A 21,753-nucleotide genomic window follows, 5' to 3' on the forward strand; every position below is an offset into this window, starting at 1 on the left:
GAGACCGCTGGCGATGTCGCCGAGGCTGGCCGCGACTTCTTGGGCGACCGTGCCAAGGACGCCGCCAGGCTCGCCGGAACTGTCGTCGAGACGGTCGAGGCAAGCGTCGAGACTGGCAAGGGCATCGTTGATGGCGCCGGTCGCATGATCGGCACCATCGGCGAGAAGGCCAGCGAAGTGGTCGAGGCGAGCACCGACTTCGTCGGCGATCGCGCCAAGGACGGCACGGAGTTTGTGAGCGACCGTGCCAAGGATGTGGCTGATGCGATCGACTACGCCGATGATCTTCGCGGCAGGATCGCCGACGAAGGCGCCGAAGTTGTCGAGGCTGTCGTCGATACCGGCAAGGGGATCGTCGAGGGCATCGGAGACACCGCCCAGAACGTCGCGGACCTCGTCGGCGACCGTGCCAAGGACGTCAGCGAAGGTACTGCAAGCGCCATCTCGGCAATCGGCGATGCCTTTAAGGAAGGCTATGAAGAGGCTCGCGGAGACGATGAACCCGTCAACTCGGCCAACGATGCGGTGTCAGGCTTGGCCGAAGCGATCGCTGCTGCGGCAGGAGCGGTGGCTGGGTCGAGCGGCAGTTCCTCGGAAACGCGAACGAACTCGTCGAACAGCAGCGGCACCAGCATCTTCGACAGCATAAACGACGCTGTCGAACAGTCTGCCGCCGCGGTCAAAGACGCGGCCGAACAGGCTTCGTCCGCCGCAAAGGACGCCGTCGACTTCGTCTCGCAGAACAGCACCTCTTCGAACTTCTTCGACGAGGCGCAGGCTGCGGTTGCCATCAAGCTCGCCAAGGAAGAAGATTTGAGCAAGGGGCTCAAGCTGTCGGATGAGAGCCAGGCGCGTGTGGATGCCATGGTCGGTTCGAGCAAGCCCAAAAAGCCCGAATTCGAGCCCGAAGAAAAGTTCGATCTCGACTTCTCGCTTCAGGGCGGCATCGCTCCCAAGCCAAAGGGCGCAGCCAAGGACGACTTCCCCCTCGAAATCGACGGCGTCAGGAGCGGCACAGCCGCCAGGAAGCCCAAGGGCGAGCAGGACTTCAACCTGGATTTCGGCGATATCTCGGCCTTTGTGAAGGACGACGGCAAGGGCGGGAGCTTCGGCAAGAACCAGCGCGCGGGGCTGGACGACGACTTCGCACCCAGGCCTGCCATCAAGGGCGGCAAGGGGTCCTCGTTCCAGGACATCGCGGTGCAGAAGCCCGATCTCGGCGTCGATTTCGACAACGACCTGCCCTCGGGGTCCAACCAGAACCTCTTCGGCTGAACCACCCCATCCGGCAATCGGAACCGCCGCGCTCACGCGCGGCGGTTCCAGTTTTGCGATCCGGCTGTCCCCGGCGTGACAGCGAAGCGTCTCACGATGCGGCAAGAACGCAACAGCCCCGGCGACGACCCTCGTCTTCCAGTCACGGACCTGATTGCATGACAACCATATCCACACCGGCCGAAGCCAGCAGCGACCACAGCCTGTTCACGCGTCTGGGCTTCGGCGCAATCATCCTCGTCTTCGGCGGATTCGGCGTCTGGTCGGCGCTCGCGCCGCTCGACAGCGCCGCCGTCGCCCCCGGCCGTGTGGCCGTGGAAGGCGAGCGCAAGCCGGTCCAGCATCTCGAAGGCGGCATCGTGCGCGAAATCCTCGTCAAGGACGCACAGCAGGTCTCGGAAGGCGACGTGCTGTTCCGGCTCGATTCCACGGCACCGCGCGCCAATTCCGACCTTCTCGGCAAGCAGATGGACGCCGCGCTGGCGCTGGAGGCGCGGCTGATGTCAGAGCGTGAGGGTCACGCTACAGTGGTATTCCCGCCGGCACTGCTGGCGCGGGCGGGGACCCCGGAACTGGCGACGATCATGGCGGAACAACAGCGTTTCCTGGCCGAGCGGCGACGCTCGCTGGACAATCAGATCGAGATCTTCCAGACTCGCATCGAGCAGAACGGCAACGACGCCGATGGCCGCAGCCGCCGTCTGGGCTCGCTGAAGACCCAACTGCAGAGCTTCGTCGCCGAAATGGACTCGGTCAGCCCGCTCGTCGAAAAGGGATATTTCGCGCGCAACAAATTTCGCGCCCTCGAGCGCGAACGCGCCAGGCTGGAGGGAGAAATCGGTGCCCTCGAGGGCGACATCGCCCGCCTCAGCCAGGTCGCGGAAGAGGCGCGCGTGCAGATGCGCCAACTCCGTCAGCGCGCACAGGAGGAGCAGACGCAGGCGCTGACAGAGGTGCGCGCACGCCTTTCGGATCTGCGCGAGAAGCGCGCCGTCGCCGAAGACGTGCTGCAGCGCCTGCAGGTGCGCGCGCCGCGCTCGGGCGTTGTCCTCAATGTCAAAGTGACGTCTCTGGGGGCGGTGATCGCGCCAGGCGCGACGCTCGCGGAGGTCGTGCCACCGATGCAAGGGCTGATCCTGATCGCTCGCGTCTCGCCGCTGAACGTCCAGAACATTACGCCGGGCCAGAAGGCGGAGATCCGCCTGACCTCCTTCTCCAGCAAGACGGACCCGATCTTCGGCATCGTCGAGACCGTCTCGGCTGATGCCGTGGTCGACGAGCGCACCCGCGAGACCTTTTATCAGACCCGCATCGTCGTGGACCCGGCCAATCTGCCGCAAGAGATCGCGGGGAAGGTTGTGCCTGGCATGCCGGCCGATATCCTGATTATCACCGGCGAACGCACGCTGCTGACTTATCTTCTTGCGCCCTTGCGCAACAGTGTCGCCAAAGCGATGCGTGATCATTGAGAGGGCCCGCGATCTCGGCCCGTTCGAAGAGGTGAGGACGATGGCAATCGAATGGGATATCGGCAGACGGGAGTTCCTCGCGATCGCGACAACGATGGGCGTTGCCTTGGCCCCCGATCATGCCATGGCCGAAGCGCAGGCCGGTCAGGTGACGGCACTCAGCGGCGAGGCCGTCGCACAGCTCAACGAGGCCAGACGCGCGCTGGCGATGAAAGCGCCCGTTTTCGTCGGTGACCGTGTTGCCACCGGTATCGGCGCACGCGCAAATCTGCTCCTGGGTGAGGCGACGCAGCTCCTCCTCGGCGAAAGGGCACGCCTGACCATCGACCGCTTCATCATGGCGGCCGGCGGGACCGTGACGCTCGGCTCGGGAGCGCTGGTACTCGACAAAACACCAGGTGCCGGTGGCGCCCTGCGCGTGCGCTCGCCCTATGGCCTGATCGCCGTTCGCGGCACGCGCTTCTTCGCGGGACCCAGCAACGGCGTTTTCGGTGTCTTCGTCGTGCGCGGCAGCGTCGCCGTCAGCGCGGCCGGTCGGCGGGTGCTGCTCGGCACAGGCGAAGGCACCGACATCGCGCGCCCCGGCGCAGCGCCGTCTCTAGCGCGGATATGGTCCGATGAACGGGTGCGTGCCGCACTCGCACAGGTCGCATGATGAGCGATCCTGCGGCTTTGGCCGCGCTGCTTGGCCAGACGACCTTCTTCGGGCAGCTCGCGCCGGCTGACCTGTTGACTTGCGCCGAGCAGTTTCGCGAACAGCGCTTCGAGCAGGGGCAAATGCTGTTTGCGCGTGGCGATGTGGGTGACCGGCTTCTGATTGTCGCGAAGGGGCGCATCCGGCTCGCCGTCATGGCGGAGGATGGCCGCGAACTGAGCGTCCGCCATGCCGTGCGCGGCGAATTGCTGGGAGAAATTGCGCTACTGGATGGCGGCGCCCGCTCGGCAGACGCCGTCGCGCTGACGCCTTGCGTCGTCCATGGCCTGCTGCGCGCGCCATTCGATCGTCTGCTGATGCGGTTCCCCAGCATCGCGCCCGGCGTTATCGGACTGTTGTGCCAGCGCCTGCGTCAGACGACGGAGCAACTCGAAGGCATCGCGCTGCACTCCATCGAAGTGCGGCTTGCGCGCTTCCTGCTCGTCCAGCTGGCAGGCCGGAAGGCAGAGCCAGGCAAACGCGTGCCGCTCGACATCACCTTCTCCCAGAGTGAACTCGCGCAGCTGATCGGCGCGAGCCGTCCAAAGGTCAATGCAGCGCTCGGAGCGCTGGAAACGATGGGCGCGCTGCGCCGCACCTCGGATCGACTGTTCTGTGATCCGGAGATTCTAGCAGATTTCGCAGGCGTGCCCCATGGCTGACGCACGCGACTGGCGGCGCTGGCCCGCTCCGCGCTCCCTTGCGCCGGCGGTGATCGCCGGACTGTGTGCGGGCGCCTTCGTCATCGCTGCATTCTGGGCCGCACCGGATGCCTGGCGCGAGCCGCTGCGCGAACGCGTTTTCGACCTGATGCTGGAAGGAGCTGTTCAGGCGCGCCCCGCGCGATCCATGCTCAATCTCGCCATCGTTGATATCGACACGACGAGCCTCGAGACGATCGGTCCCTGGCCCTGGCGCCGCGAGACGATCGCCCGGCTGATCCAGGCCACGACCGCGTCCCGACCCGCTGCCGTCGCCGTCGATATTCTGCTGGCAGGAAACGACACGCGCTCACCGGCGGCAATCGCGCGGCAGCTCGCGGCAGAGACCAGCCGCAGCGACCTTGCCGATCTCGCATCGACCCTGGTGGATGGAGATGGCGTTTTGCGTGAGGCCATGGCGTCGGGACCCGTCGTTCTGGGATGGGTGCTCGATCCGCGCGGCGATTTCGAGACTGACGGCATCCCGATCCTGACGCGCAACGGCGCGCGGTTTCACCGACTCTGGTCGCAGGAGGGCGCGACCGGCCCGCCGCCCGCTCTTGCAGGCGATGCGGCCGGGGCCGGCGCGCTTTCGCTGCCGGGCGACACCGACGGGGTGGTGCGCCGCGTGCCGCTCTTTGTCTCGATCGCCGGTGCGGCCCGGCCCGGCCTGATGCTGGAGGCGCTGCGCGTCTCCGCCGGCGCGTCGGGGTATCTGCTGGCAGGCGACCCGCCAGATCTGTCCGTGGGTGAACTGAGCCGCAGGGTCTCCGACGATGGCCTGCTGCGTCTGGTTCCCGGCCATGACCCCGTGAGGACGCTGCGGGCGTCGGCCGTCCTCGAGGGCAGCGCGGATCTTACAGGCCTCGAAGGCGCGCTCGTCTTCATCGGCGGTTCGGCTGCGGAGCTGGGCGGCCTTCGAACGGGCCTCGATGGCCCGCTGACGCCGTCCACGCTTTTGCACGCCCAGGCGGCGCGACAATTTGCAGCCGGCATCGTGCCGATAAGGCCCGCCTACGCCACATCTTATGAGTCGGCAGCAGCCCTGGTGCTCGTGCTGGCAGGAATCATCGCGGCGCAGAGGCTGCGCCCGCTGCCATCGGTTTTTCTCATGGCGTCGGGGGTTGGAATCTTCACACTCGCAGCGCTGTGGCTGGCACGCAGCGACCGGCTGCTCGACCCGTTGATGCCGCTCGCAGCCGGCCTCGCGGCTTTCCTGACGACCTCCGTCGCAGCCTTCTCCGAATCGCGGTTGCGGGAGCTGCGTCTGCGGCGGCGTTTCGAGCAGCATCTGGCACCCGATGTCGTGGCCCGAATCGTCGCCAACCCATCCAGCATCCGACTGTCGGGCGAGCGTCGCGAGATCACGGCGCTGTTCACGGATATCGAAGGATTCACGCTGACCACGCGCGAGGCCGGACCCGAGCAGTTGGTGGCGGTGCTGGACGGCTATTTCGATGGCGTCACCCGGATCGTGGGCGCGCATGGCGGCATGGTCGACAAGCTGGTGGGCGACGCCGTCCATGCCATCTTCAACGCGCCGCTTGATTTGCCGAACCACCCGTCGCGCGCCATCGCGTGTGCCGGCGCGATTCTGGCGTGGACGGAAGCCTATCGTCGGACGGGGCTGGCCGCCCAGATCGGCCTGGGTCGGACGCGTCAGGGCATCGAAACGGGCCTTGCCATCGTCGGCGATGTCGGTGTCGGCGCCAAGCTCGATTACACCGCCCATGGCGACGCGGTGAACACGGCAGCCCGCCTGGAAGCGCTTAATAAGGAGTTGGGATCGTCGATCTGCATCGGCCCGGTTGCAGCAGCGCGCTGTAAAGAACGCCGGCTGCGCCCTTTCGCCGCGGTCGCCTTACGTGGACTCGGCACCCTCGAGATCTTCACGCTGGATGAGGGGCCGATTTCAGTTCCTTGAGCCGCCGCTAAACCAATCGACCACTAACCGTCACAAGTCGCCGTGGGGGACGAGCTCGCTTTTGAAAACTGGATGGTTGACGTTGCCCCTCTGTGATAATCCAGTTTGAAATTCGTTCTGGCCAATTGAGAGGACCAGGACATGAGGCGCAGCCGCTTCACGGAAGAGCAGATCATCGGGATCCTGAAGGAGCACGAGGCCGGAATCTCGGTCTCGGACCTGTGCCGCAAGCACGGGGTGAGCGACGCTGGCATCTACAGGTGGAAGGCCCGCTTCGGCGGGATGGACGTATCTGAGGCCAAGCGGCTGAAGGCGCTCGAGGACGAGAATGCCAAGCTGAAGCGCATGTTGGCCGACGCGATGCTGGACAACGTCGCGCTGAAGGATCTCTTGGGAAAGAAGTGGTGACGCCCGCTGCCGAGCGGAGAGCTGTCGCCCACCTCATGGGCACCAATGGGATGAGCGAACGGCGGGCGTGTAAAGCCACGGGCTTTTGCCGCATGACTATGAGATACAAAACCACACGCGAGGATGACGCCTCGCTGCGCGACCGCATGAAGGCCATCGCCCGGGAACGGCGACGGTTTGGTTACCTCGCACTGGTAGCGGACACGTTGCTGTCGGGTGTGAGGGTTGCGCGCGAACTCGACAGGCTGCTGGCAGAGCGCGGCAGGCCCAAGATGATCGTGAGCGACAGTGGCAGCGAGCTGACCTCCAACGCCATCCTGGCCTGGGCTGACGCGGCAAGGATCGAGTGGCACTACATCGCGCCCGGCAAGCCGATGCAGAATGGCTTCATCGAAAGCTTCAACGGCCGCCTGCGGGACGAGCGGGACTGTCAGGATTTCCGTGTGCTGGCGGCCCTAAAGGCATCTATCGCGCCATCGATGCCGCCGCCGGCGAAGCTGCGCTCAGTGCCTTCGAGGAGGGGCATTGGGGCCGGCAATATCCGGCGATTGCCCCGAGCTGGCGGCGTGCCTGGAGCGAGGTCGTGCCGTTCTACGCCTTCCCGGCCGACGTCCGCCGCATCCTCTACACCACCAACGCGATCGAGGCGCTGAACGCCAAGCTGCGCCGGGCTGTGCGCGCCAGAGGCCACTTCCCGACCGACGAGACTGCGATGAAGCTCCTCTTCCTCGTCTTGAACCGCTTGGAAAAGGAGTGGAAGATGGCGCCTCGTGAATGGGCGATGGCCAAGGCTCAGTTCGCCGTTATCTTCGGCGAGCGCTTCACCAGGGCCATGGCGGCCTGATGTTCAACCCGCCGCCCGCACACGGAAATCCTAACAGTCCCTCTTAGCGTCGGGCGGCCTTGCGAACCGGCTTGGCTACCCGGGCGAGGCCACCCACACTTCCACCGTTGGATTTAATGCGTGATCATGCTACCAGATTCATCCGATGGGGATTAGCACTTCCCTTTGACACCCACCCCTCGCGGACACCAAAAAACCGTTTAATATCAATGCTTAACAGCCTATTGTGGAGGTTCGAGCCCTCTCCTGGGCACCACTCTTTTTCCTCAGCAGGACAAAGAGATCCGCATTGACAATGGGTTGGATGGTATCCGCTGATACTGCGGTTAGACATCATCACCCCTGCAATGCCTCGACCCTACGCTACCAAGCAGGGTTCCTACGACGTGAACAGGAAGGCGCCGGTGGCCCTTCGACGGCTCGCCAAATGGCCGGCGGGTGATGGTGCCCGTGGCGGGCGAGGGTTATGCCGTGGTCGACAGCACCAAGGTCGTGCTGTCGCTGCGGACCAGGGAGGCGAAGGTCGCCAAGGAGCGCTTTCCCCTCGCGCTGAACGCCCTCGATGCTTTCTTCGAGACGCTTGGCCCAAAACCGCCCCAGTCGCTGAGCCGGGTGGAGCTTTGGTGGCCCGAGACGATCCGGGTGTTCCTGGATCACCAATTTCTCTGCGTCGGATGCCCGATCGGCTGTTTTCATTCCATCAGCGAAGCCTGCCGCGCCCACCAGTTCGAACTGGAGCCGTTCCTGCGCTCGCTCAGGACAGTCGGCGCCGGGGTACCTGTCGGGCCCGGCTGACCGTCACTCCTTGGTGCCTTCCGCGAGTTTGAAGAGGCCGTGAGCGTCGCGCACGACGATTTTCTTCCGTCCGCCTTCGACAAGCCCCCGCGCCTCCCAGCCGCTCAGGGTTCGGCTCACGGTGTGAAGCGTCGTCCCGGTCATCTGCGCGACGTCCTCGCGCGTGATCGGGAACGAGATCTGAATGCCGTCCTCGACCTTGCGACCGGCCTGCTTGATGAGGCGCAAGAGCGCATGGGCGATCCGGCGCTCGACTTCTTCCGTCGACATTTCGACCACGCGCACATGGGCGTCGTCCAGCCGCGCGCCGACGATGCGCAGCGCGCTGTCGGCCAAGGCAGGGCAGCGTGAGAGAATCGACGGCCAACTCGAGGACGGCCAGACGAGGGCGACGCTGTCCATGACGGCGATGGCCGTGGCCGGATAGTGCGGCCGCCCCATCTGGACGGCAATGCCGAACAGTTCGCCCGGCACGACATAGCGGATGACGACCTGCTGGCCCGCAGGCGTGAGCTTCACGACCTGAAGGTTCCCGTCGAGCAGCACGAAGAAGCTGTCTGCCTGCCCCCCCTGCTCGAAGACGGCGTCACCCTTCGGGTAACGCACCGACCTGGCGTAGGCGAGGACGGCGTCCATCTCTTCGCCGGTCAAACGCGCGAAGGCGGGCGCGGCGGCTAGCAGGGATCGATCAAGGGAGCTCATCGGCTGCTTCATCTCATACAGGACGGGCCATAGCGGGGCCATTCCAACCATCGCGCGGCACAGTCATGCCACCTGTACAGGGTCTCCATGCCCTGTCGCAGCGATTTAGCGGGTTGGCAGCCGATCAGCGTCGGCAGAGAGGCCAAAAGCCGACGGTGCTGCCGACAGGGCCGAGGATTTCGGCGACGCGACGCGACGGACTCCGAGGAGGTCACCTTGCCTCACGCCTATCGGCTGGTCATAAACTCGCATTCACCACCTCGACGATCCGCCCATCGCGGAGATGGACCATACGGTCGAGGCGCGAGAAGATTTTCTCGTCATGGGTCACGACGATGACCGCAGCGTCACGCTCGATCGCGACCTGCTTCATCAGATCGATGACGATGGCGGCTCGTTCCGAATCGAGCGCAGCGGTCGGCTCGTCTGCGAGGATGATGCGGGGCTCGTTGGCGAGCGCGCGCGCGATTGCGACGCGCTGGGCTTCGCCGCCAGAGAGCTTGGAGGGCAGCGCATCGGCGCGGTGATCGACCTGCAGATAGCCGAGCAGTTCCATGGCGCGTGCCTTCGCCCGTCCGGGGCTCTCGCCCATCAGCGTGCGAACGATCGCCACGTTCTCCCAGGCTGAGAGGAACGGCAGCAGGTTGTGGAACTGGAAGATGAACCCGATCGTCTCGAGCCTCAGCCGCCTGAGATCGCCGATCAGCCATTTGCCGTCGAAGATCGCGCGACCATCGAGACGGATGGCGCCGGAATCGGGCTCCGTGATGCAGCCGATGCAGTTGAGCAGCGTGCTCTTGCCCGAGCCGGAGGGGCCTATCAGGCCGACCACCTCACCGGTCCCGACCGTCAGATCGATGTCGATCAGGGCGGGCACCCGCGTTGCGCCGGCGCCGAAGGTCTTCGACAGGCGGGCGATCTCGACGACGGGTCTTGGCGCGGCGATGGGTCCGGATGCAGCCATCATATCAGCCTCCGAGCGCCGAGGCCGGATCGATCTTCAGCGCCGAGCGCACGCCGAAGATGCTGGCGATGAGGCAGACCAGGATGATGATGCCGAGCAGGATCGCCGTGTCGGAGGTCTCCAGCACCACGCGCCGCGGGAAGTAATCCTGAGCCAGGCGGATCAAGGCCGCCCCGATGGCGAAGCCCACCAGGCCCATCGCCAGCGCCTGCTGCAGGATCAGCGAGACGATGACGCGGTCGGGCGCGCCGATGAGCTTGAGCGTCGCGATCGCCTTCTTCTTGTCCATGGTCATCGTGTAGACGATCAGGCCGATCACCACCGTCGAGACGACCAGCAGGATCACCGCGAACAGGCCCAGTTGCCGACGGGCGCGCTCGATCACCGAGCGCGTCAGGATCTCCTCCTGCTGCGCCGCCGTCATAGCGGTCAGATGTTTCCAGCGCGCGATCGAGCCGATGACGCCCTCGGGCGACGCATCGGGTCGCATCCGCACGATGATGGCGCTGACCAGGTCGCTCGACCCGCCCGCCGGCGTGTCGCGGGCCGCCTCCCGCCTCACCGCCGAGGGATCGAATTGCCACTGGACGATCTGGGCGTCGCGCAAGGTCATCATCAGCACCGGATCGCCTCCCGAGCTGGTGGCGTTCGCGGTCAGGCCGACGACGGTGAAGTCGTCGCGACCGATGCGGATGCGCTCGCCCAGCACCAGCCCCGTCTTGCGATCGGCCACCACTTCGGAGCGGGACTTCACGATGGCACGGCCCTCAACGATCGCGACCTCGCTGCCGGGCCGCCCGATCTGAGCCCCGACGATGAAGACGCGCAGGTTGGTGCCGCGATAGGGGATCTCGACGGTCTGGTAGACGACCGCGCCAGCAGCCGCCACGCCGGCATGCACGGCGACGGCGTCGCGCGTGTCGCGCGGCAGGCGGGAGCTCTCGGCGAAAGGGCCCCGCTTGCCCGCTTCGACCGCCCAGGCATCGGCCCCGGCACTCCGGACCAGCCCGAGCGCCTCGTGGACCAGCCCGCGATAGATGCCGACCATGCCCATCACGACGCCCAGCAACAGGCTGAGACCGACGCAGGTCAGGATGAACCGTCCGAGTCCGTGCTGGACATCGCGCCAGGCGAGGTTCATCGGGAGCCGCTCGCGGCGACCACCGCTTTGCGCCCGATCGTGAAGCCGTCATCGGGCACGGAGACAACCGCGCGCGCATTGGCGGGCAGACCTCCGACGATCAGCACGCGACCGTCGAGCAGCCGGTCTCCGAGCGCGACGAGACGCCGATCGAGCTTGCCGTCCTCGACCGTCCAGATCATGCCCGCACGACCATCGAAGCCGCTCACCGCACGCAGCGGCACGAACAGGCCATCCGGGACGACCCGCTTGATGATCTCGATTTCGGCCTGCTCGCCGAGATAGCGTCCCTGATGTTCTGGCTCACAGGTCAAGCAGCGCACATAGACCCTGCGCTCCTCGGTGACGCGGTCATTCTCCTGATCAATCCTAACGATCTGCGCCTCGACGACGGTGTTCATCTCGGAGCGCAGCCGCACCAGCGCCTTTTGCCCGATCGCGAGTCCGCCGGATACGGCCTCGTCGATGAAGGCGCGCACCCAGACCGAATTGGGTTCGATGATCGTGAAGACGACCTCCCCGACACCGGCGACAGCGCCGGCCTCCTTCAGACGCGACAGGATGCGGGCGCGATAAGGCGCAATGAGCCGGTGCTGGTCGAGCAGCACCTGTTCGATCGTCAGCGCGGCGGCGACGTCGTCGCGGGCCGCTTCGGCCACCCGGACATCAGCCTTGGCGACGGCGAGATCGGCCTGGGCGAGCGTCTCGTTGGTCTGAGCTTCATCGGCCTGCTCGCGCGAGACGCTGCCGCGATCGACGAGCGACTGGCGACGCTGGTTCACCAGCGCCCGTTGCAGGAGGTTGGCCTCCGATCGCTGCAACAGCGCCTGTGCCTTGGCGAGAGCCGCCTGGGCCTGCAGCGTCGCCACCTGCGCCTTGGCGACGCGGGCGCGCTGCGAACTGTCCTCGAGCGTGGCCAGCACCGTGCCCGCCGGGACGATCTCGCCCTGATCGGCCGAGAGCTGCACGATCCGGCCCGCGACCTGGAAGCCGATCCGCGACAGCACCTGCGCCTCGACGCTGCCCAGCCCGAAAACGCGGATCGCGACGTCCCGCTCTACCTCGGCGGCTTCGACCGTGACGGGCCTCAGCTTGCGGACATAGGTGAAACCAGCCGCCGCCAGCGCGACGAGGATCAGAAGGGCAGCCAGAGCGGTGCGCTTGGACATGAGCGGTCGTGATCCCAGAACGGCGAATTAGCCGAAGGCCTCTACGGTCAGGCTCCACCATTGCGGCCTCACCTGCATTGCGCAGCGACAAATGCCAGACAGACAGACGCGCCTTGCGTCGAGATTGTCAGTGGCGCGTCGAGATCGCCAGAGGTGCTGAGCGGTGGGGGGATTGCCCTCTCCCAAGTGGCCGACGTCGAGGCTGTCGAAGACGGCACTCGAGGCATGTCAGCGACGAGTGAAGGAGGAGCGTTCTGACGCCTCGATGAAGGGCGGGAGCGCGCCGTAGTGACTGGATATCTGTCGCTGGCGGACCTTTTGGACGGCCGGCGCGTATTCTAGATGCCACTTCTGGAGAAGAGCCGGGTCGATCGGCCCGGCACTCTCAGGCCGCTCGCTGAACGAGCAGAAAGCTGGCCGATGACCCATCACGAGCAACATCCCCATCATGGCGGGCACGAACATGGCCCTGTCCCTCCATCGATTTCCTCGGGTGTGAAGGACCCGGTCTGCGGAATGACCGTCGACCCAGCGAGTGCCGAGCACAGCGCGGTCCATCAAGGCCAGACGTACTACTTCTGCTCGCAGCGCTGCGAGATCAAATTCAAGGCCAATCCCGCGACCTATATGTTGAAGGCAGACGCCACCAACACTGCCGCCAAGGCCGAGCCGGCTGGCACGATCTACACCTGCCCGATGCACCCGCAGATCAGGCGGCCCGCGCCGGGAAACTGTCCGCTCTGCGGGATGGCGCTGGAGCCTGAGATCGCGACGGGCGAGGCCGGCCCAAGCGCCGAACTGCGCGACATGACGCGACGCTTCTGGATCGGCCTCGTGCTGGCTGTGCCCGTCTTCGTCCTGGAGATGGGCGGTCATCTTATCGATCTGCACAGGTGGCTTGATCCGCAGAGCTCGAACTGGATCCAGCTCGTTCTGGCGACGCCCGTCGTGCTCTGGGCCGGCTTTCCCTTCTTCGAGCGCGGCTGGCAGTCTCTGGTCAACCGCAGCCTCAATATGTTCACACTGATCGCGATGGGCATCGGCGTGGCCTGGATCTACAGCCTCGTGGGGACCGTGGCCCCGGGGGTCTTTCCGACCACGTTCCGGTCCCCAGAGGGATCGGTGGCGGTCTATTTCGAGGCGGCAGCGGTGATCACCGTGCTGGTCCTGCTCGGCCAGGTTCTCGAACTGAGGGCGCGCGAGCAGACGAGCGGCGCGATCCGGGCCTTGCTCGACCTCGTGCCCAAGACGGCACGGCGCGTACGTGAGGACGGCAGCGACGAAGACATCGGTCTCGATGCGGTCGTCGTCGGCGAGCGCCTGCGAGTTCGCCCCGGCGAGACCGTGCCGGTTGATGGCGAACTGATCGAGGGCCGAAGCTCGATCGACGAATCCATGGTGACGGGTGAATCCATGCCGGTCACGAAGGAGGTCGGTTCGCCCCTGATCGGCGGCACGCTCAACCGCAGCGGCGGCTTCATCATGCGCGCCGGCAAGATCGGTAGCGACACCATGCTCTCGCGCATCGTGGCCATGGTCGCGCAGGCGCAACGCTCGCGCGCGCCGATCCAACGCCTCGCCGACCAGGTCTCAGGCTGGTTCGTGCCGATCGTCATCGGGGTCGCGGTGATGGCCTTTGGGGCCTGGATGCTGTTTGGCCCCGAGCCGCGTTTCGCGCATGGGCTCGTTGCCGCCGTCGCCGTGCTGATCATCGCCTGTCCCTGCGCGCTTGGGCTCGCCACGCCGATGTCGATCATGGTCGGCGTCGGCCGGGGCGCGAGCCTTGGCGTCCTGATCAAGAACGCCGAGGCTCTGGAGCTTTTCGAGAAGATCGACACGCTGGTCGTCGACAAGACCGGAACGCTGACCGAGGGCAGACCGAAACTGACCACCCTCAAAGCCCAAAGGGGCTTTGACGAGAACGACGTGCTTCGCCTCGCCGCGACGCTGGAACGCGCCAGCGAGCATCCGCTTGCCGAGGCCATCGTCGAGGCTGCGAAGCAGCGCGGGCTCGCACTGGGCGAGGCGCAGGATTTCGACAGCCCCGTGGGCAAAGGAGTCACCGGAACCGTAGAAGGGCATTCACTCGTCATCGGCAGCCATCGCATCATGGACGAGGCCGGCATCGACATCGCGGCTTTGGCGACTGAGGCGGAGGCACTTCGCGGCGATGGCGCGACCGTCATCGTGGTTGCGATAGACGGCCGCGCGGCCGGTCTGCTGGCGATAGCCGACCCCGTCAAGGAAACCACGCCGGCCGCGATCAAGGCGCTTAAATCGGCCGGGATCCGGATCGTCATGTTAACCGGCGACAACCGGACGACGGCTGAAGCCGTGGCGCACCGGCTGGGCATCGACGACGTCGAGGCGGAGGTGCTGCCGGAGGAGAAAAGCAGCGTCGTCGCCAGGCTGCGCTCGCAGGGTCGCGTCGTGGCGATGGCTGGCGATGGCGTCAACGATGCGCCAGCGCTCGCGGCTGCGGATATCGGCATCGCAATGGGGACTGGCACCGATGTCGCGATCGAGAGTGCCGGTGTCACCCTGCTCAAGGGCGACCTGCAGGGCATCGTCACGGCGCTCCAGCTCAGCCGCGCAACGATGGGCAACATCCGGCAGAACCTGTTCTTTGCCTTCATCTACAATGCCGCAGGCGTGCCGGTAGCCGCAGGGTTGCTCTATCCGTTCTTCGGTCTCCTGCTATCCCCGATCATTGCGGCTGCCGCGATGGCGCTTTCGTCGGTTAGTGTCATCGGAAACGCACTGAGGCTGCGCAGCGTCTCTTTGCGCTGAACGGTATTATCTTAAAGGCCGGTCATTGCTCGCCCGCGGGCAGCTCGGGATCAGCCCTAGTGGCGGCCAGCGCCAGTCGTGCCAGCGCTGGCAACGACTTCGTACCGGTTCGCCTCATGATGGCGGCGCGGTGGTTTTCCACGGTCCTTTGGCTGATGCCGAGATCGGCTGCGATGTTCTTGCTGGGGTGGCCAGCCAGGACCATGTCCATGATCTGGTGCTGCCGAGATGTCAGGCCCGCGACGCTCCGGGCCGCATCGGCTTTCCAGGCAAGGCGTGCGCTGGCGTCGCGCGACAGATCGACAGCCCTTCCGACGCTGGCAAGGAGTTCGTCCACGCCGACCGGCTTCTCGATGAAATCGAAGGCGCCCGCCTTCATCGCTTCGACGGCCATCGGCACGTCGCTGTGGCCGGTGATCATGATGGCCGGCAGGTGCGGATCGGCCTCGCGCATATACCGGAGCAGTTCCATGCCTGACATGCCCGGCAGATAGGCGTCGACAAGAAGGCATGTGCCATCTCCCGCATGGTAGGCCGAAAGGAAGCTCTCGCAGCTCCCATAGGACGCGACCCGGTAGCCGCCGTTCTCCAGAACCTGATGGAGCTCGCCACGAACATGCTCGTCGTCATCGATGATGAAGAGGCTTGAATGATCCAAGCCAGGCCCGGCTGCGATCACGGCCGGGGCAGGATTGATCTGCGCGGGAGCCGGTATCGCAAGCAGCCTCTGGATCGCCCGCGTCACCTCCGCAACCTTGACCGGCTTGCTGAGGTGGAGGCAGTTCCGAGCCTTGATCACCCGCAGCGTCTCCGTCGAGATGTCACCGGTAAGGATGATCACCGGTGTCTCCCGATGACCCTGCGCGCGGATCGCCGCGGCCGCCTGAAGCCCGTCCATGCCGCTGGGGAGATTGTAATCCGACAGGATGACGTCGGGCCGGGGGCCGTCTCCCGCGATCAACGCCAGAGCGCCGGGCCCATCGGCTGCGGCGATCGTCCTGTGGCCTTCGCCCTTGAGCAGGATGTCCAGAAGTTCGCGAAGCTCGGGATCGTCCTCGATGATCAGGATCGTCCCGATGCGGTGGCCCCCGACCTTCTGTCGTTTCTCGCTCGTCGCTTCCAGGCCCGACGGTTGCGCGCCGCCCGCCTCGGTTTCCAGTGCTCCCAGTTCGATCGTGAAGACCGATCCCTTTCCAGGGGTCGAGCGAACCTGCACGCCGTGCCCGAGCAGATGGCCGAGGCGCTGCACGATCGAGAGCCCCAGACCGAGGCCGAGGCTGCGCTGGCGCGCGGCGTTGTCGATCTGGTGGTATTCGTCGAAGATCGCCTGCAGTTCGTGGCCCGGAATCCCGACACCCGTATCCCAGACCTCGACCGTGAGTTTGCCGGCGCGGCGCCTGCACCCGATCAGGACCCGGCCGGTCTTGGTATATTTGAGGGCATTTGCGATCAGATTGCGGAGCATCTGCTGGAGCAGTTGCGGATCACTCCGGACGATCGCGCTGCATCCCACGATGACGAGAGCGAGCCCCTGCGCCTGTGCCTGAAACGCAAACGAATCCCGCATGCTGGCCAGCAGATCGCCGATCGGAAAAACGACGACGTCCGGCTGCACCGTGCCGGCCTCGATCTGGTTGATGTCGAGGAGGGTGTTCAGCATCCCCGACATCGCATCGATGGTATGGCCAAGCCGCGCCACAAGCGTCTGAGCCTTCTCGCCTTCGACGACCTTGCCGAGCAGCCCCTGGATCAAGGCGAGGCCCTGGAGGGGCTGGCGAAGGTCATGGCTGGCTGCGGCGAGGAAGCGCGATTTGGCGATATTGGCCTGTTCGGACTGGCTCGTCGCGTCGCTCAGCGTCCGAGCCGTCCGCCTTTGCTCCGTGATGTCGGAGAAGGTGATGACGACGCCCTCCACCCGGTTGTCATGGGCACGGTAGGGCATGATCCGGCGCAGGAACCAGACGCCGTTTTCGGCCTCGATGCGACGTTCCAGCGGTGTCAGCGTCTGCAGGACGGTCCGCGCCTCGAAGGGAAGAGAGCCGTCGGCCGCCAGTGAGGCAAGGTCGGCCAGGGGGCGCCCGACATCGCCGGGGATGACGTTGAAGAGCGCCTTGGTGGCGGGCGTGAAGAAGCGGATCTTGAGGTCGCGATCGAGAAAGATCGTGGCGACGTCCGTGCTGTAGAGCACGTTTTGCAAATCGTCGGAGGTCGTGCGTTGGCGCTCCAGCGTCTCCTGAAGCTGGCCATTGAGGGCGGTCAACTCCTCGTTGAGAGATTGAAGCTCCTCCTTGGAGGTCAGGAGTTCCTCGTTGGTCGACTGGAATTCCTCGTTGACCGAAAGCGCCTCCTCGTTGATGGCACGCTGTTCCTCACCCGACATTTCGAGATTGCGGACGGCATCGCGCAACTCGGCCCTCGTCGCATCGAGTTCCTTTTCGAGCTCTCCGATCCGGGCGGTGTCCGCGCTGGAACTTCCACCAGCCGAGCGCTTGTCGGGCAGGGACTTGCCGGGGATGGGCTCATCGATGAAGGCCACGACGAACAAGCGTTCCCCGTCCTGCATGACCGGTTGGACGGCAACGCTGAACGGGCGCTCTTGACCGCTGTGCCGGCTGCGCCCGGCCTCGATCCGAACGCTGGTCTGGCCCTCCTTGGCCTGAAGGATCGCGGCCCGAAGTCGGGTCCGCAGCCCCTCGGGCGCCATGGCCAGAATGTCGTGGGTGGAATAGCCAGGGGCGATCTGGAGATAGCGACTGGTCGGGCCGAGGCTGTAGAGGCATTCATGCGCGGCGTTGATCATCACGGCGGCGGGCGCATAGGCCTCGATCACGACCCGCTTGCACAACTCGCCCAACGCGCTCTGGCGCGACGCGGCCTGGCCCTGTCCAGGCCGTGGCGGAACCCGAACGGCATCGCCTGGCGCACCTGAGAAGCCGATCTCGCCGGGGCGGCTGCGACCGATATGGCGGTAGATGCGCTCCGCCTTGGCGACGACCTCGAAGCGCCCCTCTGAATGGCTGACCGTCTCGGAGCTGCCGAGCAGCAGAATACCGCCTTCGCGCAGGGCGAAATGAAACAGCGACAGAATCCGAGCCTGAGCTTCCGGCTGGAGATAGATCAAGAGATTGCGGCAGGAGACCATGTCCAGGCGCGAGAAGGGCGGGTCGGCCAGCACGTCCTGGATCGTGAAGACGACGAGACCACGCAGTTCGGGCAGCACACGATAGTTTTGGCCCTCCCTGGAGAAGAAACGGGCCAGGCGGGCTGGCGATACTTCAGCTTCGATCGTGTCGGGATAGACCCCGTCGCGCGCGCTCGCGACCGCTTCCGCGTCCACATCCGAGGCGAAGAGCTGAAGCGAGATGGTGCTGTTGACGGCCGTGATCTGCTCGCGGAACAGCATGGCGAGCGAATAGGTCTCTTCGCCGGTGCTGCAGCCCGCGACCCAGATCCTCAAGGACCGGCCTGGCGGGTGCCGGGCGACCATGTCGGGGATGATCGTCTCGGCCAGCAGCGCGAAGGTTTTTGGGTCACGGAAGAAGCTGGTGACGTTGATCAGGAGGTCCGTCGCGAGCTGTTGGAGTTCGGCCTCGTCGTTGCGCAGCACCGCGAGGTAGGCGGCCATGTCGCCGGTCGCGGTCGCGGCCATGCCCCGTCGGCGCTCGATCCGCCGCTGCAGCGTGCCGGGCTTGTAGAGCGTGAAATCATGAGACGTGCGCTCGCGCAGAAGGGTGATGATGTCGGCCAGCCAGACCTCCTCGCCGTCATGGCCGGGGGGATCGGCGCGGCTGGCGCTGCGGCCTGCCGCTGTCGCCAACGCCGCCGGGATCGATGCGACTGGAAGCACCTGAGCCACCGCACCGGTCGCGATCGCACTGCGCGGCATGCCGTCAAAGCCCGCTTCAGCGGGGTCCTGGGCGATGACGAAACCGCCTCGCTCTTTCACCGACAGGATGCCGAGGCTGCCATCGGCACCGGTGCCCGACAGGACGACCGCCATGGCGCGGGGGCCGCAGTCTTGCGCCAGGGAATGCAGCAGAAAATCGAATGGCAGGCGAGCGCCGTGGCGCGCATCGGGCGCCGACAGGCGGATATGACCGTTGGCCACCGAAAGATAGCTTCCCGGGGGAATGGCATACAGATGATCGCCCTGGAGTTGCATGCCATCCACGGCTTGCAGAACGCTCATCGACGTGTGGCCGGCGAGCAGATCGACCATCATGCTCTTATGCGTCGGGTCGAGGTGCTGGACCAGAATGAAGGCCATGCCGTGCCCCGGCGGCAAGGCGTTCAGCAAGTTGCGGCTGGCCTCGAGCCCGCCAGCCGAAGCGCCAACCGCGACGACGGTCAGGTCGGTAGACGAAACCGCGGCGCGGCGCGCATGGGGTCCTCGGTGGACTGGGGAGGCTGCTCCCCCGGAAGCCTGCGAAGAATTCCCTGGCATGCGGGCTTCGCTTTCTGGCATCGGCGGCAGGATGATTCCCTGCCGCTCACTTATCACGGCCGCAGATGATTTCGGCCGTAATTGTGCAAAGGGTCCGCGCCAGCAGCGCGTCCTCCGCCTGCACGGTTCCTTATCCGAACGTGCCCCATGCGAAGCGGTTCCCCAAGCGCGGCGTTTGCTCCTTGGGTTGCATGGCGATGATCGAGATCGATAGCCTACCGGAGGTGCGGCATCGGCCCTACAGCTTCTTGCCGTCCTTGTCATACTGCTTGATGAACGCCGTCAGATCCTTGATCTCCTGCTCATTCTTGATGCCGGCAAAGATCATTTTCGTGCCCGGAACTTTCGCTCTCGGGTCCTTGATGTACTCCGCGAAGACGGCCTCGTCCCAGGTGATGCCGGAGGCCTTGTTGGCCGCCGAATAGGTGTAGCCCTCGACCTTTCCGGCTTCGCGACCGAAAAGGCCGTTGAGGACGGGTCCGACGGTGTTCTTGGCGGTCTCCCCGACCTGGTGACAGGCACGGCACTTGTTGAACGATCGGGCGCCGGCCGTCAGGTCCTGGGCAGAGAGTGGGGTGGATGCAGCCGCACACAAGGCGAGGATCATCAAAACGCGCTTCATAAGGGTTTCACTTTCGTTGGGATCAAGGGCCGATCTAGGGCAACGCGGTGCACCAGTGCCCGAGGAGGCGGACGCGACCGTTTCATCGACACATGCTACGAGGCGGGAATTCGGCCGGGATAGGCTCGGAAACTACTCATCGCGTCGTGGTCCGCTCCTCGGCGGCGCTGCGCGACCTTGAGCACATTGGCGGCTCTATCCCGAGCCGATGACCGACGACCGGCCTTCCGCCAGGATGAGATGGGCCCGGCCCGCACCTTCGGATCGAAGTGCCATCCCGATGGCCTCTTCCGACATGAGCGAAAAAGCCGTCGACAGAGCATCCGCAGCCGTTGCCGTCTCCATCACCGTGGTGACGCTCAGATAGCGCTTCGGGCTTTGCCCCGTGACGGGATCGAAGAGATGGTTGAAGGCGCCGGCGGCGTCGAAGCGGAAGCCATAGCCCCCTGATGTCGCGGCCGCCTGATTGATCATTTCGAGCTGATCGGCAACGCGTGAGGGTTGGCGGGGATCGACGATACCCACGCGCCAGGCCGACCCGTCGGGCTTTGGACCAATCGCCCGGCTCTCGCCCATGTCGACGATGCTTCGGTCGATCCCTTCCGACCGCAGAAGGTCGACGATCCGGTCGGTCACGTAGCCCTGTGCGATCCCGTTCAGGGTCAGCGACATGCCTCGTGGGAATGCGATGCGATCCCGGCCGATTGAGACGCGGTCGAACCCGATCTTTCCTCGTGCCTCACCGAGGGCGCGCTGTGATGGCCCTTCGGCTGCGGCATCGGCCTGGGAGAAATGACGTCGGTGGAGTGTCCAGAGCGCCTGTACCGTCGGATCGAAGGCCCCCCCGGTCAGATCGAAGTGACGACGACATTCGCCGAGAAGATCGACCAGATCCTGGGGCGGCGCGACGAGGACGCCATGACGGTTCAGCGAGACGAGGGCGGAATCTTCCCGGTAGAGGCTGAAGACCCGCTCGAGCCGTTGGGTTTCCGCGACGGCGCGCTCAATGAGGCGTCTGGCGACGCTGCGATCGTGGTGGTGGATCTGGAGGCTGGCGACGGCGCCCATGGCCTGGCCTCGCCAGCTCACCACGCCTGAATCCGCGCGCGCGATCCCGCCGAACGGGACGAGGGCCAGCCCCGTCGCGGCTGCGCTGATGCCAACGAAGCGCCGGCGTGAGAGCATCGGTTCCATCGAAGGTCTCCTCAGTGCATGTGGCCCTTCTGGGCCGCCGGGTGCGGAGCCGGGGTCGCGTTCGTTTGAGTGGCTCCTTGCTCGTTCTTGATGATGCCCGAGGCTTCCGCGCCGGTGCCGAGCACATAGTCCTTGGGTACCTCGGCGAAGGATACAACGCGTCCGCCGTTCTCTTTCGCGAACGTCTCGGCAGAGGCCTTTTGCAGGAACGGTACCGCCTCGTCGGCTCCCATTCCGCCCTTCATCCGGCTGCCCAGAACGTAGGATGCCGCTTTCGCATCGATCCAGTTCGTGCGTCCCGGCTTGTCCCAACTAGGAGCCTTGCCCATGTCGGACACGTAGATGGCCCTAATGTCCTTGGGCTCTTCGGGCAGCATCGTGAACGAAAACGCGTCCCTGGCCGAAGAGAACCAGACAGGATCCTTGCGACTGGCCAGAATGATCTGCGCCTTCGGTCCGGAATGCTCGAGAACGTTCATGCCGCAGTAATGGCCGATCGCCGCGTTCGTCAGTTCGACCGCAGGTGGTGCAGCCGTTGCGGTCTGCTTCTCATTGCAGCCGGCGGCAGCGAGTGCGCCGGCGAAGGCTGCGATCAATGCAATCCGTCTCATGGTGTG

Annotated in this window: 16 protein-coding genes and 2 pseudogenes; 9 read left to right on the forward strand and 9 right to left on the reverse strand. The window is 65.5% G+C overall.

Annotated features, from left to right (window positions below):
- Nucleotides 1–144: 144 nt before the first annotated feature.
- From IP69_RS06375 to IP69_RS21340, 8 genes and pseudogenes are all read left to right on the forward strand, one after another.
- Nucleotides 145–1,275, forward strand: coding sequence for a hypothetical protein (locus IP69_RS06375; protein ID WP_156323322.1), 1,131 nt, complete (start codon nucleotides 145–147; stop codon nucleotides 1,273–1,275).
- A gap of 158 nt (nucleotides 1,276–1,433) precedes the next feature.
- On the forward strand, nucleotides 1,434–2,744 hold the full coding sequence (locus tag IP69_RS06380) for an HlyD family type I secretion periplasmic adaptor subunit (RefSeq protein ID WP_054141986.1): 1,311 nt from the start codon (nucleotides 1,434–1,436) through the stop codon (nucleotides 2,742–2,744).
- Nucleotides 2,745–2,784: 40 nt separating this feature from the next.
- Nucleotides 2,785–3,399 carry a FecR family protein gene (locus IP69_RS06385; protein ID WP_054141987.1) on the forward strand — a complete coding sequence of 205 codons (615 nt, stop codon included), beginning with the start codon at nucleotides 2,785–2,787 and terminating at the stop codon, nucleotides 3,397–3,399.
- Between the two features lie 17 nt (nucleotides 3,400–3,416).
- The gene (locus IP69_RS06390) at nucleotides 3,417–4,100 is read left to right on the forward strand and encodes a Crp/Fnr family transcriptional regulator (RefSeq protein ID WP_248306735.1); all 684 of its coding nucleotides are present in this window, start codon (nucleotides 3,417–3,419) and stop codon (nucleotides 4,098–4,100) included.
- Nucleotides 4,093–6,063 (forward strand): adenylate/guanylate cyclase domain-containing protein, encoded by a 1,971-nt coding sequence (locus IP69_RS06395; protein ID WP_054141989.1) that lies wholly within the window; start codon nucleotides 4,093–4,095, stop codon nucleotides 6,061–6,063. The genes IP69_RS06390 and IP69_RS06395 overlap by 8 nt, the downstream gene beginning before the upstream one ends.
- Before the next feature lie 141 nt (nucleotides 6,064–6,204).
- Nucleotides 6,205–6,893: pseudogene (locus IP69_RS21750) on the forward strand (transposase); the annotation flags it as partial.
- Nucleotides 6,851–7,315, forward strand: a pseudogene (locus IP69_RS06405) (transposase); the annotation flags it as partial. The pseudogenes IP69_RS21750 and IP69_RS06405, both read left to right, overlap by 43 nt.
- 471 nt (nucleotides 7,316–7,786) lie before the next feature.
- Nucleotides 7,787–8,110, forward strand: a complete 324-nt coding sequence (locus IP69_RS21340) for a DUF1858 domain-containing protein (RefSeq protein ID WP_248306736.1) — start codon at nucleotides 7,787–7,789, stop codon at nucleotides 8,108–8,110.
- Nucleotides 8,111–8,113: 3 nt separating this feature from the next.
- On the opposite strand, the gene IP69_RS06415 is transcribed toward IP69_RS21340, so the two are convergent.
- The 5 genes from IP69_RS06415 to IP69_RS22095 form a co-directional block, all read right to left on the reverse strand.
- Nucleotides 8,114–8,812 carry a Crp/Fnr family transcriptional regulator gene (locus IP69_RS06415; RefSeq protein WP_054142065.1) on the reverse strand — a complete coding sequence of 233 codons (699 nt, stop codon included), beginning with the start codon at nucleotides 8,810–8,812 and terminating at the stop codon, nucleotides 8,114–8,116.
- A 238-nt stretch (nucleotides 8,813–9,050) separates the two neighbouring features.
- Nucleotides 9,051–9,776, reverse strand: coding sequence for an ABC transporter ATP-binding protein (locus IP69_RS06420; RefSeq protein WP_054142066.1), 726 nt, complete (start codon nucleotides 9,774–9,776; stop codon nucleotides 9,051–9,053).
- 4 nt (nucleotides 9,777–9,780) lie between these two features.
- Nucleotides 9,781–10,917, reverse strand: coding sequence for an ABC transporter permease (locus tag IP69_RS06425; RefSeq protein ID WP_054141991.1), 1,137 nt, complete (start codon nucleotides 10,915–10,917; stop codon nucleotides 9,781–9,783).
- The gene (locus IP69_RS06430) at nucleotides 10,914–12,086 is read right to left on the reverse strand and encodes an HlyD family efflux transporter periplasmic adaptor subunit (RefSeq protein WP_054141992.1); all 1,173 of its coding nucleotides are present in this window, start codon (nucleotides 12,084–12,086) and stop codon (nucleotides 10,914–10,916) included. Before IP69_RS06430 ends, IP69_RS06425 begins: the two co-directional genes overlap by 4 nt.
- Before the next feature lie 228 nt (nucleotides 12,087–12,314).
- Nucleotides 12,315–12,551, reverse strand: coding sequence for a hypothetical protein (locus IP69_RS22095; protein ID WP_054141993.1), 237 nt, complete (start codon nucleotides 12,549–12,551; stop codon nucleotides 12,315–12,317).
- Between IP69_RS22095 and IP69_RS06440 the strand changes: the two genes are divergently transcribed.
- Complete coding sequence (locus tag IP69_RS06440; protein WP_082359034.1) at nucleotides 12,507–14,876, forward strand: heavy metal translocating P-type ATPase; 2,370 nt, start codon at nucleotides 12,507–12,509, stop codon at nucleotides 14,874–14,876. The two genes, IP69_RS22095 and IP69_RS06440, sit on opposite strands and share 45 nt — an antisense overlap.
- 22 nt (nucleotides 14,877–14,898) lie before the next feature.
- On the opposite strand, the gene IP69_RS06445 is transcribed toward IP69_RS06440, so the two are convergent.
- The 4 genes from IP69_RS06445 to IP69_RS06460 form a co-directional block, all read right to left on the reverse strand.
- A complete protein-coding gene (locus tag IP69_RS06445) occupies nucleotides 14,899–19,584 on the reverse strand; it encodes a chemotaxis protein CheB (protein ID WP_349236288.1) in 4,686 nt (1,561 codons plus the stop codon).
- The gene (locus IP69_RS06450) at nucleotides 19,559–19,927 is read right to left on the reverse strand and encodes a cytochrome c family protein (RefSeq protein WP_248306737.1); all 369 of its coding nucleotides are present in this window, start codon (nucleotides 19,925–19,927) and stop codon (nucleotides 19,559–19,561) included. The genes IP69_RS06445 and IP69_RS06450 overlap by 26 nt, the downstream gene beginning before the upstream one ends.
- Nucleotides 19,928–20,137: 210 nt before the next feature.
- Entirely contained in the window at nucleotides 20,138–21,010 is an 873-nt protein-coding gene (locus tag IP69_RS06455; RefSeq protein ID WP_248306738.1) for an FAD:protein FMN transferase, read from the reverse strand.
- A gap of 137 nt (nucleotides 21,011–21,147) precedes the next feature.
- Nucleotides 21,148–21,747, reverse strand: a complete 600-nt coding sequence (locus tag IP69_RS06460) for a nitrous oxide reductase accessory protein NosL (RefSeq protein WP_054141997.1) — start codon at nucleotides 21,745–21,747, stop codon at nucleotides 21,148–21,150.
- Nucleotides 21,748–21,753: the final 6 nt, after the last annotated feature.

The organism is Allobosea sp. AAP35 (genome assembly GCF_001295925.1).
GTDB lineage: Bacteria > Pseudomonadota > Alphaproteobacteria > Rhizobiales > Beijerinckiaceae > Allobosea.

Coding starts and splice junctions, on each gene's coding strand:
- IP69_RS06450 (WP_248306737.1), bottom strand. CDS start 19,927: ATGATCCTCGCCTTGTGTGCGGCTGCATCCACCCCACTCTCTGCCCAG.
- IP69_RS06440 (WP_082359034.1), top strand. CDS start 12,507: ATGACCCATCACGAGCAACATCCCCATCATGGCGGGCACGAACATGGC.
- IP69_RS06395 (WP_054141989.1), top strand. CDS start 4,093: ATGGCTGACGCACGCGACTGGCGGCGCTGGCCCGCTCCGCGCTCCCTT.
- IP69_RS06425 (WP_054141991.1), bottom strand. CDS start 10,917: ATGAACCTCGCCTGGCGCGATGTCCAGCACGGACTCGGACGGTTCATC.
- IP69_RS06415 (WP_054142065.1), bottom strand. CDS start 8,812: ATGAGCTCCCTTGATCGATCCCTGCTAGCCGCCGCGCCCGCCTTCGCG.
- IP69_RS06460 (WP_054141997.1), bottom strand. CDS start 21,747: ATGAGACGGATTGCATTGATCGCAGCCTTCGCCGGCGCACTCGCTGCC.
- IP69_RS06375 (WP_156323322.1), top strand. CDS start 145: ATGATCGGCACCATCGGCGAGAAGGCCAGCGAAGTGGTCGAGGCGAGC.
- IP69_RS22095 (WP_054141993.1), bottom strand. CDS start 12,551: ATGTTCGTGCCCGCCATGATGGGGATGTTGCTCGTGATGGGTCATCGG.
- IP69_RS06385 (WP_054141987.1), top strand. CDS start 2,785: ATGGCAATCGAATGGGATATCGGCAGACGGGAGTTCCTCGCGATCGCG.
- IP69_RS06420 (WP_054142066.1), bottom strand. CDS start 9,776: ATGGCTGCATCCGGACCCATCGCCGCGCCAAGACCCGTCGTCGAGATC.
- IP69_RS06455 (WP_248306738.1), bottom strand. CDS start 21,010: ATGGGCGCCGTCGCCAGCCTCCAGATCCACCACCACGATCGCAGCGTC.
- IP69_RS06430 (WP_054141992.1), bottom strand. CDS start 12,086: ATGTCCAAGCGCACCGCTCTGGCTGCCCTTCTGATCCTCGTCGCGCTG.
- IP69_RS06445 (WP_349236288.1), bottom strand. CDS start 19,584: ATGACAAGGACGGCAAGAAGCTGTAGGGCCGATGCCGCACCTCCGGTA.
- IP69_RS06380 (WP_054141986.1), top strand. CDS start 1,434: ATGACAACCATATCCACACCGGCCGAAGCCAGCAGCGACCACAGCCTG.